This is a genomic window from Bacillus sp. EAC, assembly GCF_002156875.1.
GTDB lineage: Bacteria > Bacillota > Bacilli > Bacillales > Bacillaceae_G > Gottfriedia.
The window spans coordinates 170531-182903 of the sequence record NZ_NCSY01000004.1 but is presented as its reverse complement, the minus strand read 5'-3'; the positions used below and the strand labels follow the sequence as shown (position 1 = coordinate 182903).

The window sequence follows — 12373 nt, the reverse complement described above, 5'->3', positions numbered from 1 at the left end:
ATTTCGTTCATGGCATCAAGCGTTCAAAATCCGTTTATTTAATAGAAAAAGGAATTGAACATACAAAAAAGTTGATGAAAAAGTATAATATAAAACAAATGTAAGAGATTCCTTCAGAAAAGAAAAAAGATCATGAAGGACTGTTTAACCATTCCTTCGTGATCTTGAGCTAACACATGCAATCATTCTTAATGTCTATAAATTTCTTTTAAACTCTCTTCTCGAAGTAATGAATAGGGCGGATCTCAATTCTCCAATCGAACTGCTCTCCGGCTTCCACTTGAGTGGTCGGATGTAAGGATGCCAACTTAGTTGCTTCCTCGATGTCATGTGCTTCTATGATGAACGCACTCCCTATCATTTCTGTGGTTTTGATCAAAGGGCTGTCCAAAACCTCAACCTTCCCATTCTTGCGCTGTAAATATTTCACTTTCGAGTCAAGTCCAGCATCGATAAGTACTTGTCCACTATTGTAAAGGTTCTCGAGGTGGGGGTGACATTCACTCATGATCGTTTCAATCTCCTTCTCGGAACGAGCATCCATTTTTTTTGGATTGAAGTAACCTAAACATAAGTATTTCATTTCAAAGTCCCCTTTTTTAAGATAATCAGATTTTTGTTTTTCATTAATTCCTTTTCAATTAAAGTTCGACTATTCCTTTTAAAATCCTTGTCTACGCTATCTTTCATATAGTGAAACTAAAAGAATCCCCAGAATCAGTCTATTGCTGGTTAAATAATGCAATCGTTAAATTATAAGGTAATCCAACCATACACTTAATAAAATTACCAGATTAAATCTACTGAATTTAAAAATAAAGTTGTTTTGCACATAAACTCATACAAAATAATAGTCTTTTTTTTAATCTAAAATTCTTTATAGTTAAGGTTAATTAATCTATTAATTAGATGACGAAAGATCAAATATATAGACAGTGAGGAATTATTATGAAAATTGATTCACCAAATATCCCAAAAGAATTACTATCGAAAAACTTTTACGATATTTTTTATGAAGAAGATCCGGAATTAGAAATGTGTAGTATCTCTGACTCTGTTTTTGAAAATGAAGTTGTTGAGAGAGCACGATTATCTAAAATGGTAATTAAAAATTGTAGATTCAACAATACAGATTTTAGCAAAATCGATATTACTGATGTATATTTTGAAGACTGTGATTTATCAAATTGTAATTTGAGCAAGTCTTCCATTCACAAAGTCATATTCAAAAATTGTAAGTTATTAGGTGTGAATTTTACGGAATCTAGCTTCGGAAACGTACAGTTTGATAATTCTATATTAAATTTGGCATTATTTGGAAATTCAAAGTTAGAAAAGGTAATATTTCAAGATGCGGCATTAAAAAATACTGATTTTTATGATTGTAAATTTAAAAAAGTTGATTTTCAAATATGCAATCTCGAGGGCGCAAACTTTGAACAAACATCACTTAAGGGCATAGATATTAGTTCTTCTAACTTTAATACATTAATTGTTTCAATAGACAGTTTGAAAGGTTGCAAAGTTTCATCGTATCAAGCTGTTCAGTTTGCGACACTAATGGGATTAATCATTAACGATTAAAATTTTATGAGGTCCAAGCGTGATAAAATCAAACTATATAGCTATAAAATTTCATATATAAAATATCAAATTAGCTTATAAATGGGTCTCTTGATAGAAGTCAATGAAGGGAGAAAATATGTATGGCAGTATTTGATTGGAAAAATGGTGCTCGCGGGCATAAATTTATAACTTCTTTTAGCGGTGGCAAGGATAGTGTTCTAGCATTATATAAAGCAATGAATGTTGGTGAAGCGGTTGGACTCATCGTCATGCTGGAAGAAGAAGGGAAACGTTCCAGATCCCATGGGATGCCTCCGGAGCTTATACGTGCCCAAGCTAAATCAATAGGTTTGCCCGTATATACCGGTGATGCAAGTTGGGCAGATTATGAAAAAGTATTTACACGCCTTTTAGAAAATGCTAAAAATCTAGGTGCTGAAGTGTTAGTAACCGGAGACTTGGATATGCCTGCTCATGGCTGTTGGCATGAAAAGGTTACGAAGCAGGCTGGATTAAAGCTCGGGATGCCATTATGGGAAATAAATCATCGTGAAGCAGTCGAAGAATTCATAAATCTGGGATTTGAAACGATCATTGTAACGGTTAATTTATCATTAGGAATGCGCGAAGACGATTTAGGTCGAACGTTAACCCATGAATACATAAAAGAACTTGAAGCTCGTGCTATTGACCCGTGCGGAGAAGGTGGAGAGTTCCATACCACAGTAATAGATGGGCCTATTTTTAAACATCCTATTCCAGTTCGTAAATGTAAGGTTATTAAGGACGGAGAATATGCTTTTTTACCTTTGGAGCTTGATAATTTAAACAAACTTTCTTGCTGAACTAAACTGTCAGTTAGCAAAATAGAGGATTATCAAATAATGATGATCCTCTATTTGTTGTTTCACTAAAGCATGCGTTAGCCCACCATGAATCCTCAGATTCACCACAGTGAATAGAAGTATTTAATGTACTTCCATGGTAGTTGAACAAGAAGTGTCATAAATTGTTCATTGGTTCTACGTTTTATTTAACGATATAATTGTTTTAGTTTGTGCTAATTGTCAAAAATCCAAAAAGTACTGGGGTATTGGGGGAATACAAATACATATGTTAATACCAGTTAGTCTTACATTAATTGCACTTTTATCAAGTTATGTAATCTATTTTACCTTCCGAAATAAACAAAAAATCACCTGCATGACTGGCATGATGATCAGTATGACCAATTCAATGATGACGAGCATTGCTTTAGGAACACTTTTAGGTGTCTTTGCAGAGTCAAAGGATCTAACAATCCCTACAATTGCAGCGATTACAATTGGGGTCATTATTGGTTATTTAAACGGAAGACCTGTTTCACTCATGGCTTCATTAGACGGCGTAACAGCAGCAATTATGGGTGGAATGATGGGATCGATGTTAGGTGTTATGTTGCAGCCAAAATCAATTGATATTATGGTCTACTTTATTGATATCTTATTTGTCTTTGTATTTGTCATCCTGATTCGCTTAATTGGTGAAGAAACACGCGAAAAGAAACAAGAATCACTAGTAAAAAAGCCGTTAATCGCAAATCCAATCGTTTTAGTTGTTTTATTAGTATTCATGGGTGTGTTTGTATTTGGTAAAACAACGCTATTCGCCAATGGTACTGATGAGCCTGAAGTAGAAGATATTAAATTCACAGCAACAAGCAGTGACATTCAAACGATTCATGTAAAAGTTGATGGTTATACGCCAAATAATCTCGTAATAAAAGCTGGAAAACCGGCCATTATTAATTTTAAAACACCAAAAGACGATGTTTGTGCAAGTATCATTTTATCAAAAGAACTGAAGTTGAACCTATCTTTAAACAAAAATGCTGACAACTACGTCCATATTAAACCATTGAAAACTGGCGTTTATCATTATGAATGCGGAATGGGGATGTTTAAAGGAACAATTACTGTTAAATAAATAACTGAAGTTAATAAAAAATTGCCTAGTTTTTTCGCTAGGCAATTTTTAAATTTATTCACCTGTTTCTGCAAACTGTTTAATACGTTCACCAATTTGATCGCGTACTTTTTGGAACACTGTCCATTCTTGACCTGCAGGATCATCAAATCCCCAGTGAACTCGTTTTACATGAGATGGTGTCACAGGGCAAACATCATTTGCATGACCACATAATGTTACTACTAAATCTGCACTATTTAAAATCTCATTATCGATTACATCTGATGTTTGGTTACGGATATCCATACCAACTTCGTCCATTGCTTTAATTGCATTTGGATTCACACCATGCGCTTCGATTCCAGCTGAAAGAACATTCCATTCGCTTCCTAAATATTTTTTCCCCCACGCTTCAGCCATTTGGCTACGGCAAGAGTTTCCTGTGCATAAAAAATAAATTGTTTTATTAGCCATAGTGTATCCTCCTTTAATTCTCGTGAAGTATTCGATAAAGTAATGCTGCACAACTTGCTCCTAAAATGGTTGCAACAATATAAATCCATAAAGAGTGTGTTGTACCTGATATGATTGCTGGACCAATTGATCGTGCAGGATTCATCGATGCCCCGCAAATCGGTCCTGCAAACATGGCTTCAAGGCCAACAGTTGCCCCAATTGCAATACCTGCAAAGGATTTAACGGCTTTTCCATGGATCGCTGAACCCAAAATCACCATCATTAAGAAAAACGTCAGAATAAATTCCAAAATAAACGATTGTTCCCACGAACCTCTTGGTAAGGTGGAACCTAATGAAGCGATGTTACCGAATAAGCCATATAACGTCGCGCTCGCAGCCACAGCCCCAATTAATTGAATCAAAATGTAACTAGCTGCTTCTCGTTTCGTTAAATCACCATGAATGAAAAAACCAATCGTCACAGCAGGGTTAAAATGGGCACCAGATACGTGCCCGAAAGTATAAATTGATGCCATGACGACCAGACCGAACGTGAAGGCAATCCCTACATGCGTTAAACTATTAGTTAATGCATTAATGACAATAGCACCTGTTCCAGCAAATACTAAAAAATATGTTCCTAAAAATTCTGCGATTAATTTCTTTCTCAAGCCTATACCCCTATTAAAATTGACTTTTTTAACAGCACTGATTCGTTGAAGAATCTGTTGTTACACAACAACTTTCATCTTTGATGCTATGGACTTCACTATCTGCTTTCGTGAAGAAAAATTCCCATTCGTTTCCGTCTGGATCCATTATCCAAAACTTATCTTGTACGGCATAGCAACATGTAGTATTCATTTGTTCCCGTGCAAAGAATCCTTCTTTTTCTAGTCTTTCCTTGTGATAAACGATTTCTTCAGCTGTTTCGACCTGGAAACCAAAATGATTTACTTGATTCCCCTCAACTTGATCACGAACATTCAGTGTGAAATTCAGTCCTGGATTTTCTAATAGAAACTTCGCATAGCCTTCTTTTACTTTCACAGGTGATACACCAAATACCTTTTGATAAAATACCATTGATGCCTCTAAGTTTGTAACGTTGACCCCTACATGAACATATTTCATACAGAATTCCTCCCTTAACTTATTTAATCAAAAAAAATTGATTTAATGATTAAAAAAAATTAACAACAATTACTACTACTGTTACTGTTACCGTTACCGTTACCTGATTTTCGGAAAATACAGCATAGCTCTTCTGAAAGTAAGTTGTTGACTTCTGTGTCGTTTAAATCGTAATAGCTCCATGTACCTTTCGTCTCTTTTACAATGAGCCCTGCATCCAGTAAGATTTTCAAATGATATGAAAGCTTTGATTGGGTCATATCGAATGCTTCTGTTAAATCGCATACGCACGTACTTCCTCTTTGGCAAAGCTTATACATGATCTCTAGACGCTTCTGATCAGCTAATGCTTTAAACTTCTGCTCAAATTTCTGGAACTGTTGTATCATCTCTGTCATATGCCGATCTCCTTCATCAATTTTTTTTGATTAATTAATTATATGTTGATTTACTGAATAAATACAACATATTAATCAAGAAAAATTGATTTATTTAGAACGCTCCTTATTCTACTAATCTGCCAGTTTGTTGAATAACAAACTAAACATTAACCATTAACAACGACTTTAATTCTCATGAAAATCATTCTGATCCAACCATCTAAACCATCTACCATGACCTTCAGTTTCAGCGATTGTTTCCAAATGCTCTACACCAACTAAATAATAGTCTAAGTGTAAGTATCTATCTTGAATGTTGTTATAAATATGAAAAACATCTCTGTTATTGCCAATAAGTTTTATAGTTTCTAAGAGTAATTTCTTTGTTTCTTCTGGCATTTGATTTGCTACGTGAGTATGAAAAATGCAGACAGTATATTCATTTGAAATTTGTTCAACTATTTCCTTTAGTAAAGAAACACCATCTCCCTCAATGAAGCGAACTGGGCATTCTTTTATATAGCTAATCGCAGTTTCAAACATCAATAATCGTTCCTTATGTTCGGGCCAAATTAGCGATTTTAGCCACAATTGTTCTTCTTCATTCGTAACATCAATTAGATTTAGATCAATCCCAATTCTTGATGAAACTGGTGGTGGTGTTGAATATAAAACCGGCTTAAAATCCCCTTTTAGCTCGGCAGTAATATTTAATCGCGAATCTTTATTCCCAAAAACTTCATTTGTATTATATGAATAGGAGTACATGTCCCAAATCAGCTGTAAACCAGCACTTGAGCCGATTTCTATAAGTGCTAATGGCTTTTTTGTTTTCTCATAAATTGAACAAAAGACTGGATAAAGATAGGAACATCTTCTCACCTCATTCGTTTGAACAAGTTTTGTTTGCAAAAGATGAATAAGCTCATTTTCGTGTAATCTACAAAAATCTTTAAAGTCTGTAAACGCATTGATAAAAGTCTTAGGTTTATCTACTAAACTTGGATAAAATTCTCTTAAACTATGGTTACTCCCTTTAAGTAGTAGGTAATGTACTGCACCAAAAAGTAAATTAGGAACAGGTTGTCCATTACCCGCATTCAAACATAATGTTAAAAGTACGTCGTCTTTTGCAATTTCGATTGCCAAGAATTCGTAAAGATTACTAGAATCTTTACACTCGCGTTCTGCAAATGTCAAAAATCTTTGAGATAATTCTTTCTTAGTTAACATATATTCCCTCCGCTTTTTACATAACACTCAAGTGATTAATAGATAAAAACTATAAACTTTCTAAATAGGTTTCCACTTCTTTTGAAGATTTTAACTGAACTATTTCTTTTTCCATTGATAAAAGCTCTAATTTTTCTAAAATATGCGGTCTCTTTGATACAGGATATTGCCAAACCCATTTTAAAAATTCGATATCGAGTTTTTCTTCATTACCTACACCCATATCAGGTCGTGTTTTTTTATTGTATTTAATTCTTCTTTTGATTAATCTGTAAATACATATTAATCTTGGTATATCTAAAAATATGATTGTATCCGCTGCATTTAAACGAATATCCAGCGTGCCTCCGTAATTCCCGTCAATTATCCACTCATCTTGTTGGACTAATTGTTTTTGAATGTTTATTTGCTCAGCTTTTGGCGTTCCTTCCCAATTAGCTTTCCAAAACAGCGCATCGAGATGGTAAACATTTATATGGAGTCTTTCTCCTAATTTTTTTGAAAAGGTAGACTTCCCTGAGCCTCCTGATCCAATTATTACAATCTTCTTCATTCAAGCTCTCCTTGATTAATAATTCCTACCTATACAACTAAAAATTATTACTTAATAATCGGCATTTCCACCCCATTAACCCAATCCAAAATAAATGAAGCCTGATGACTATTTAAATTATCAGGTATCTCACTTTTATCCAGAAAGCGTAGCTCCTTACTTTCGTTATTCTGTTGTAAAGCACCTGCGAAATCAGTTACATGAAAAATTATCTGTACACTAAATACTTTATCTCCATTGGCATACTGTGCAAAACCATTTTCTCCAGAGTACATACCAAATAATCTAACTTTATTTATCGTTAGATTCGTCTCTTCAAATACTTCTCTTTTAACAGCATCTTCGAATGTCTCACCCAATTCTAATAATCCACCAGGTATTCCCCAAACACTAAAGTCAGTTCTTTTTTGAAGTAGGATACGTCCAAATTTATCCTCAATAATCGCTCCACATCCAACCGTTAATATCGTTTCATTCCCAACCATTGATCTCATAACTTTAATATAATCATTCATGCTTTATACCCTCATTTATATTATTAATAGATTTAAAGATAATTTTTCTAATTGGTCAAAAGGCGAACTTAATTCTCTACTTTATTTTCTAAAATTGTTTTTCTATATTAGTTTTATTTTCGTTTCTATCGCCTTTTTAATTATTCTATTATTGAAGGTAATTGTCCTTTTTCTTCCAAGAATCAAACAAACCACCTATGTTAAGGTGGTTTGTAGCAACGAATATGTAGTTACTTAAATTTTAGGTCAGGAGTTCAGAGTGGTATTTCTGAAAATAGGCTAATAATTCTTTTTTTATTCCCAGTAATGGTAAACAAACTTGTTGGCTAATAGATGATTTAAAAACTAGTTTATTACAAAATTGGCATCTTTCTTTCTCATTAAATACATGGATTATAGACAATGGGAATAGTATTTTAGTTTTCCCTACTAAAAGTAAATACCGTTGATTATTTAGTAAAAAACTAATTTTATAGCCTTTATAATCAACATGTTCGGTAATGACAATATTTTGAAAATCCAATTCCTGAATGAACATATAAACAAGCACCTCCATTATCAAGTAAATATATGAAGAATTGTTCTTTTTATGTCTATCATATCTTAATCTTCTAGTAAAAAAACCACCTGATAAAAAAGGTGGTTTTCAGTTTCTAGTTATTCTAATAGATGTGTTTGTTTTATTGATGATTACTAATAATTTCTTTTAATTCAGACCAACAAGTGATTCTAGGAATGTCAAGATTTCTGTTATATGAAGTATCCTTTACATATGTCTTCAAAGATAATTCGGACAATGTATTAATTATTTCTGGCTTATCATCAAAATAAAAATCTAAACCTAGCTCTTTAATAATATGAACTTTCTCAGAATCTTTCATTCCACAATAAAATCGATCTTCATGAACAGGAAACCCATTTTTAATTAACCATTCTTTTGTTCGCTCACCATATTCTTTATTTCTTGCTGTTACATAATATACTTCATGTCCCTGACTTACTAACTCCTTTAATGTCTCTACTGCATAAGGAAATGGCGGACATGTTGTAAAATACGTTTCTTCTAAATTACTTTTCCACATTTGACTTCCTTCTTCTGCTGTTAATTCAAATGCTTCATGTATTTCTACTGTTTTTAATTCATTGAAAACTTCGAGTGGTACATTTTTGTTTAATTTTTTATTATAAATATGAAAAGCGTGTTGCCTTAAATCAATTAACGTATCGTCAATATCAAAACCAAATTTCATTTTTTTTGTCCTTCCTCTTGATGATTTAGCTTTGGGAATATTTAGGATATCCTATAAATTTATAATCTGGTCCAATTTTTGAAAATTCAATAGATGAAAATTCAATCGCTTGTCCCATTTTATCAATACCTGCACCCTCTAAAAATGTAGGTGCATGTTTTCCACCAATTAATTTTGGAGCTAAATACAAAATCAACTTATCGACTAATTTTTGATTCATAAAAGATCCATTCACTTCTCCTCCACCTTCAATTAACAATGAAGAAATAGAATGTTCTCCAAGAATTTTTAATGTCTCCACTAAATCAACTCTATTTGAATCATTTGTAACAAATACTTTTACACCTAAGTCTTCTAATTCTGTCTTTTTCTGATCCGAATGTTGCTGACTTGTAAACACCCATGTCTCAGCTTGATGATCCATAACGACTTTTGACTCTAAAGGAATTTTTAAAGTCGAGTCCAATATTACTCGTACTGGATTTCTTCCATTTAATATTCTAGTCGTTAATTCAGGATTGTCTTTTACAACTGTATTCACTCCAACTAAAATAGCACCAACTTCATTTCTCAATTGATGAACATCATTTCTGGCTTCTTCAGATGTAATCCATTTACTATCTGATGAATGAGTTGCAATCTTTCCATCGAGAGTAGCTGCAGATTTCATAATGACAAAGGGGATATTTTTTACGATATATTTATTAAACACTTCGTTCATTTTAATAGATTGTTCTTCACAAACTCCGACAATTACTTCAATCCCTGCATCCTCAAGAATTTTGATTCCTCTTCCAGCTACAAGAGGATTCGGATCAAGTGTAGCAACAACAACTTTTTTTAAACCTGCTCGAACAATAGCTTCTGCACACGGACCAGTTCTTCCATGATGAGAACAAGGTTCAAGTGTCACATAAATCGTTCCACCTTTTGCTTTGTCTCCCGCCATTCTAAGTGCATGGATTTCAGCGTGCGGCTCCCCTGCTTTTAAATGTGCACCCATTCCGACAATTCTATTATCATTTACAATAACTGATCCTACTAATGGGTTCGGGTCAGTTTGCCCTTTCATCGATGAGGCATTTTGTAACGCTAAGTTCATATAAAACTCGTGGTTACTCATTCGCAGGTCCTCCTTTGAAATGACCTGAACGAACAACTTTCGTTTCTAAATACTTTTCATTATATTTTGATTTATCTCCCCATAATTGCACCCTACTAGACACGTTTGCACCTGAAGTCTGAAGAGCATCCAATTTTCTTGGGTTGTTAGTAATTAGCGTAACTGGTTTTGAGCGAAGCGTTTTAAGTACACGAATAGCGTCCTCATAATTTCTAGCATCATCTACAAATCCAAGTTCCACATTAGCTTCTACCGTATCAAAACCTTCTTCTTGAAGAACGTAAGCCATTGCTTTACTAAATAATCCAATTCCTCTTCCTTCATGATTGGCTAAATAAAATAAAGCACCTGATCCATTTGAAGAAATCATTTTCATTGCTTCTTTCAATTGGAATCCACAATCGCAACGTTTACTACCAAAGATGTCACCAGTATGACAAATACTATGCATACGAATGAGTGCTTCAACTGAATTTTCAAAATCTCCGTATACTAATACACTTGATTGTTGCATTTCAGCTAAATTTGAAGAAGCTAATTTAGAGATTATTTTTTCAGTGTTATACGATCCATCAGTACAAAAATCACCTTCTATATCTTCACAGCGCAACCAACAATACCATTGAAATATTGTTGTTTCTCCATCTAAATTAACAGGTAATTTAATTGGTCCAACTAAATAAATAGATTTATCATTATTTTTTATTACATTTATTTTCTCTTTTAAGATAGATACAACTTTTTCATTAATCATGTGAAACTTCCTCCTGAATATTCAATACTTTGATTATAGTAAATGTTATAAACAACATATTTTTCTCTTAATGACTCTGTTAAACAATAGCTATTTCTTCAAGAAGCCGTTCCATTTCCGAGGCTGAGTTCTCAAGCCTTCTCGGTCGGTATTCACTGTACTCTACTCGAATTTCAGCAGGAATCTCGCCCCTTCCGCTCCAATTATTTTCTTATCAACAATTTGTTTTAACAAGATCTTTGCAAAAAATAACAATCTTTAGCCTATAGTTAAGAAGCATCAAAATTATTTTTGAAAGTAATCTCTTGGAAAAGCTGTTTTTCCTGTAAAATTTCAATTTCTTTTCTTCTATTATATTCAAATTTACTCAACATTTTTGCACTAGTATCCTGTTTATTAAGAGATTCTCGAATGATATCTACTAATAAATCTGCATCCTTCAATGCACAATTGACACCAAGAGCTGCTGTTGGACTCATTGTATGTGCTGCATCACCCATAATAACTAAACCATCCTTCACCCATGTGGTACTACGACTACTCTGAACATTTAAGAGTACAAAATCATTCCATGATTGAATGGATTGATGAACTGCTTCAGTCAATTCAGGAAAAGCTTTAATTAAATCGTTAACAAAAGGTTCAAATGATTGATTTTTTAATTTCGAAAAAGAACCTTCATCTATATTCCATCCAATCTGAATGTATCCTCCTGCCTGCGTAAATAATGCAAGTTGATGCTTGTTTATCATGGTAAGTCTAATCGTTGGATCCCAACTAATAGGTCTCGGTATTTTAGCCCAAAGTAAATCATATCCATGTTTTATTATTGTAGTAGGTATATTAGCAAGTTTTCGAATTGTAGAGTAACGCCCATCAGCTCCTACAATAATAGAACTTTGAATTGTTATGTCTGATTCATTCCTTGTCGCTTTTACACCAACGTATCTACCTTCTTGATCTTGAATCAATTCAGTTACTCTTGTATTCATTAAAAGTTGAAAGCTATCAAACTTTTTAGCCTCATTTAGAAACACATTAAGCAAATGATTTTGAGGAACATGAATTCCAACGTGCTCTTCTTCATCCTGTGGAAAAATAGTCTTAATCACTTTACTTTGATCCCAATATTCAACACGGTCCATCATTAGCAACCCATATTCTTTCACTTTCTCAAAAAGGTTATGCCTCTTTAATATTAGCTCTCCTTCTGAATTTAAATGCTCACCTCTAAATTCTTTATCGATGCCACCATGTCGCTCTACAAGAATAGTCGAAATGCCATTCTTTGCAAATAAATAAGCTAAAAAGGCACCTCCAGGTCCAGCACCAACTATACAAACTTCTGTCTTAATATCCATGCTCTGCCACCTATTTATTATACAGATTCTGTTACTTGTATTATAATCAATTTAGTTACTTAATGTAAGTAAGTGTAATTTAGTAATTAAATTACGTCA

16 protein-coding genes are annotated in these 12373 nt (G+C 33.5%); 3 read left to right on the top strand and 13 right to left on the bottom strand.

The genetic code is table 11. The features are described from left to right. Window positions 1-208 precede the first annotated feature (208 nt). The gene (locus B7R65_RS08335) at window positions 209-583 is read right to left on the bottom strand and encodes a YciI family protein (RefSeq protein WP_088042306.1); all 375 of its coding nucleotides are present in this window, start codon (window positions 581-583) and stop codon (window positions 209-211) included. A gap of 365 nt (window positions 584-948) precedes the next feature. Between B7R65_RS08335 and B7R65_RS08330 the strand changes: the two genes are divergently transcribed. From B7R65_RS08330 to B7R65_RS08320, 3 genes are all read left to right on the top strand, one after another. Continuing rightward, entirely contained in the window at window positions 949-1584 is a 636-nt protein-coding gene (locus B7R65_RS08330) for a pentapeptide repeat-containing protein (RefSeq protein WP_088042305.1), read from the top strand. Between the two features lie 122 nt (window positions 1585-1706). Next, complete coding sequence (locus tag B7R65_RS08325) at window positions 1707-2411, top strand: Dph6-related ATP pyrophosphatase (RefSeq protein ID WP_088042304.1); 705 nt, start codon at window positions 1707-1709, stop codon at window positions 2409-2411. A 268-nt stretch (window positions 2412-2679) separates the two neighbouring features. Continuing rightward, window positions 2680-3531, top strand: coding sequence for a cupredoxin domain-containing protein (locus B7R65_RS08320; RefSeq protein WP_088042303.1), 852 nt, complete (start codon window positions 2680-2682; stop codon window positions 3529-3531). 54 nt (window positions 3532-3585) lie between these two features. Here the strand turns inward: B7R65_RS08320 and arsC are convergent, their stop codons facing one another. The 12 genes from arsC to B7R65_RS08260 form a co-directional block, all read right to left on the bottom strand. Then, window positions 3586-3987 carry an arsenate reductase (thioredoxin) gene (gene arsC, locus B7R65_RS08315; protein ID WP_088042302.1) on the bottom strand — a complete coding sequence of 134 codons (402 nt, stop codon included), beginning with the start codon at window positions 3985-3987 and terminating at the stop codon, window positions 3586-3588. A 13-nt stretch (window positions 3988-4000) separates the two neighbouring features. Next, window positions 4001-4642 (bottom strand): MIP/aquaporin family protein, encoded by a 642-nt coding sequence (locus B7R65_RS08310; RefSeq protein WP_088042301.1) that lies wholly within the window; start codon window positions 4640-4642, stop codon window positions 4001-4003. A 28-nt stretch (window positions 4643-4670) separates the two neighbouring features. Beyond that, window positions 4671-5105 (bottom strand): ArsI/CadI family heavy metal resistance metalloenzyme, encoded by a 435-nt coding sequence (locus B7R65_RS08305; RefSeq protein ID WP_088042300.1) that lies wholly within the window; start codon window positions 5103-5105, stop codon window positions 4671-4673. Between the two features lie 59 nt (window positions 5106-5164). Beyond that, window positions 5165-5494, bottom strand: a complete 330-nt coding sequence (gene arsR, locus B7R65_RS08300) for an arsenical resistance operon transcriptional regulator ArsR (RefSeq protein ID WP_088042675.1) — start codon at window positions 5492-5494, stop codon at window positions 5165-5167. Window positions 5495-5671: 177 nt separating this feature from the next. Beyond that, the gene (locus B7R65_RS08295) at window positions 5672-6718 is read right to left on the bottom strand and encodes a DUF2332 domain-containing protein (protein ID WP_088042299.1); all 1047 of its coding nucleotides are present in this window, start codon (window positions 6716-6718) and stop codon (window positions 5672-5674) included. Between the two features lie 49 nt (window positions 6719-6767). Then, window positions 6768-7271, bottom strand: a complete 504-nt coding sequence (locus B7R65_RS08290; RefSeq protein ID WP_088042298.1) for a DNA topology modulation protein — start codon at window positions 7269-7271, stop codon at window positions 6768-6770. 47 nt (window positions 7272-7318) lie between these two features. After that, window positions 7319-7786 carry an NUDIX hydrolase gene (locus tag B7R65_RS08285; RefSeq protein WP_142288223.1) on the bottom strand — a complete coding sequence of 156 codons (468 nt, stop codon included), beginning with the start codon at window positions 7784-7786 and terminating at the stop codon, window positions 7319-7321. Between the two features lie 241 nt (window positions 7787-8027). After that, a complete protein-coding gene (locus B7R65_RS08280) occupies window positions 8028-8324 on the bottom strand; it encodes a hypothetical protein (protein WP_088042297.1) in 297 nt (98 codons plus the stop codon). Window positions 8325-8466: 142 nt separating this feature from the next. After that, window positions 8467-9036 carry a 5' nucleotidase, NT5C type gene (locus B7R65_RS08275; RefSeq protein ID WP_088042296.1) on the bottom strand — a complete coding sequence of 190 codons (570 nt, stop codon included), beginning with the start codon at window positions 9034-9036 and terminating at the stop codon, window positions 8467-8469. Between the two features lie 25 nt (window positions 9037-9061). Continuing rightward, complete coding sequence (gene ribD / locus B7R65_RS08270; protein WP_088042295.1) at window positions 9062-10159, bottom strand: bifunctional diaminohydroxyphosphoribosylaminopyrimidine deaminase/5-amino-6-(5-phosphoribosylamino)uracil reductase RibD; 1098 nt, start codon at window positions 10157-10159, stop codon at window positions 9062-9064. Next, entirely contained in the window at window positions 10152-10913 is a 762-nt protein-coding gene (locus tag B7R65_RS08265; protein ID WP_088042294.1) for a GTP cyclohydrolase II, read from the bottom strand. The genes ribD and B7R65_RS08265 overlap by 8 nt, the downstream gene beginning before the upstream one ends. A gap of 269 nt (window positions 10914-11182) precedes the next feature. Beyond that, window positions 11183-12274 (bottom strand): FAD-dependent monooxygenase, encoded by a 1092-nt coding sequence (locus B7R65_RS08260; RefSeq protein ID WP_088042293.1) that lies wholly within the window; start codon window positions 12272-12274, stop codon window positions 11183-11185. Between the last annotated feature and the right edge of the window lie 99 nt (window positions 12275-12373).

Excerpts from the sequence above, each read along its gene's own strand:
- B7R65_RS08290 (WP_088042298.1), bottom strand. The coding sequence starts at position 7,271 with ATGAAGAAGATTGTAATAATTGGATCAGGAGGCTCAGGGAAGTCTACC.
- B7R65_RS08260 (WP_088042293.1), bottom strand. The coding sequence starts at position 12,274 with ATGGATATTAAGACAGAAGTTTGTATAGTTGGTGCTGGACCTGGAGGT.
- B7R65_RS08305 (WP_088042300.1), bottom strand. The coding sequence starts at position 5,105 with ATGAAATATGTTCATGTAGGGGTCAACGTTACAAACTTAGAGGCATCA.
- arsR (WP_088042675.1), bottom strand. The coding sequence starts at position 5,494 with ATGATACAACAGTTCCAGAAATTTGAGCAGAAGTTTAAAGCATTAGCT.
- ribD (WP_088042295.1), bottom strand. The coding sequence starts at position 10,159 with ATGAGTAACCACGAGTTTTATATGAACTTAGCGTTACAAAATGCCTCA.
- B7R65_RS08335 (WP_088042306.1), bottom strand. The coding sequence starts at position 583 with ATGAAATACTTATGTTTAGGTTACTTCAATCCAAAAAAAATGGATGCT.
- B7R65_RS08295 (WP_088042299.1), bottom strand. The coding sequence starts at position 6,718 with ATGTTAACTAAGAAAGAATTATCTCAAAGATTTTTGACATTTGCAGAA.
- B7R65_RS08330 (WP_088042305.1), top strand. The coding sequence starts at position 949 with ATGAAAATTGATTCACCAAATATCCCAAAAGAATTACTATCGAAAAAC.
- B7R65_RS08265 (WP_088042294.1), bottom strand. The coding sequence starts at position 10,913 with ATGATTAATGAAAAAGTTGTATCTATCTTAAAAGAGAAAATAAATGTA.
- B7R65_RS08325 (WP_088042304.1), top strand. The coding sequence starts at position 1,707 with ATGGCAGTATTTGATTGGAAAAATGGTGCTCGCGGGCATAAATTTATA.
- B7R65_RS08285 (WP_142288223.1), bottom strand. The coding sequence starts at position 7,786 with ATGAATGATTATATTAAAGTTATGAGATCAATGGTTGGGAATGAAACG.
- arsC (WP_088042302.1), bottom strand. The coding sequence starts at position 3,987 with ATGGCTAATAAAACAATTTATTTTTTATGCACAGGAAACTCTTGCCGT.
- B7R65_RS08320 (WP_088042303.1), top strand. The coding sequence starts at position 2,680 with ATGTTAATACCAGTTAGTCTTACATTAATTGCACTTTTATCAAGTTAT.
- B7R65_RS08275 (WP_088042296.1), bottom strand. The coding sequence starts at position 9,036 with ATGAAATTTGGTTTTGATATTGACGATACGTTAATTGATTTAAGGCAA.
- B7R65_RS08280 (WP_088042297.1), bottom strand. The coding sequence starts at position 8,324 with ATGTTCATTCAGGAATTGGATTTTCAAAATATTGTCATTACCGAACAT.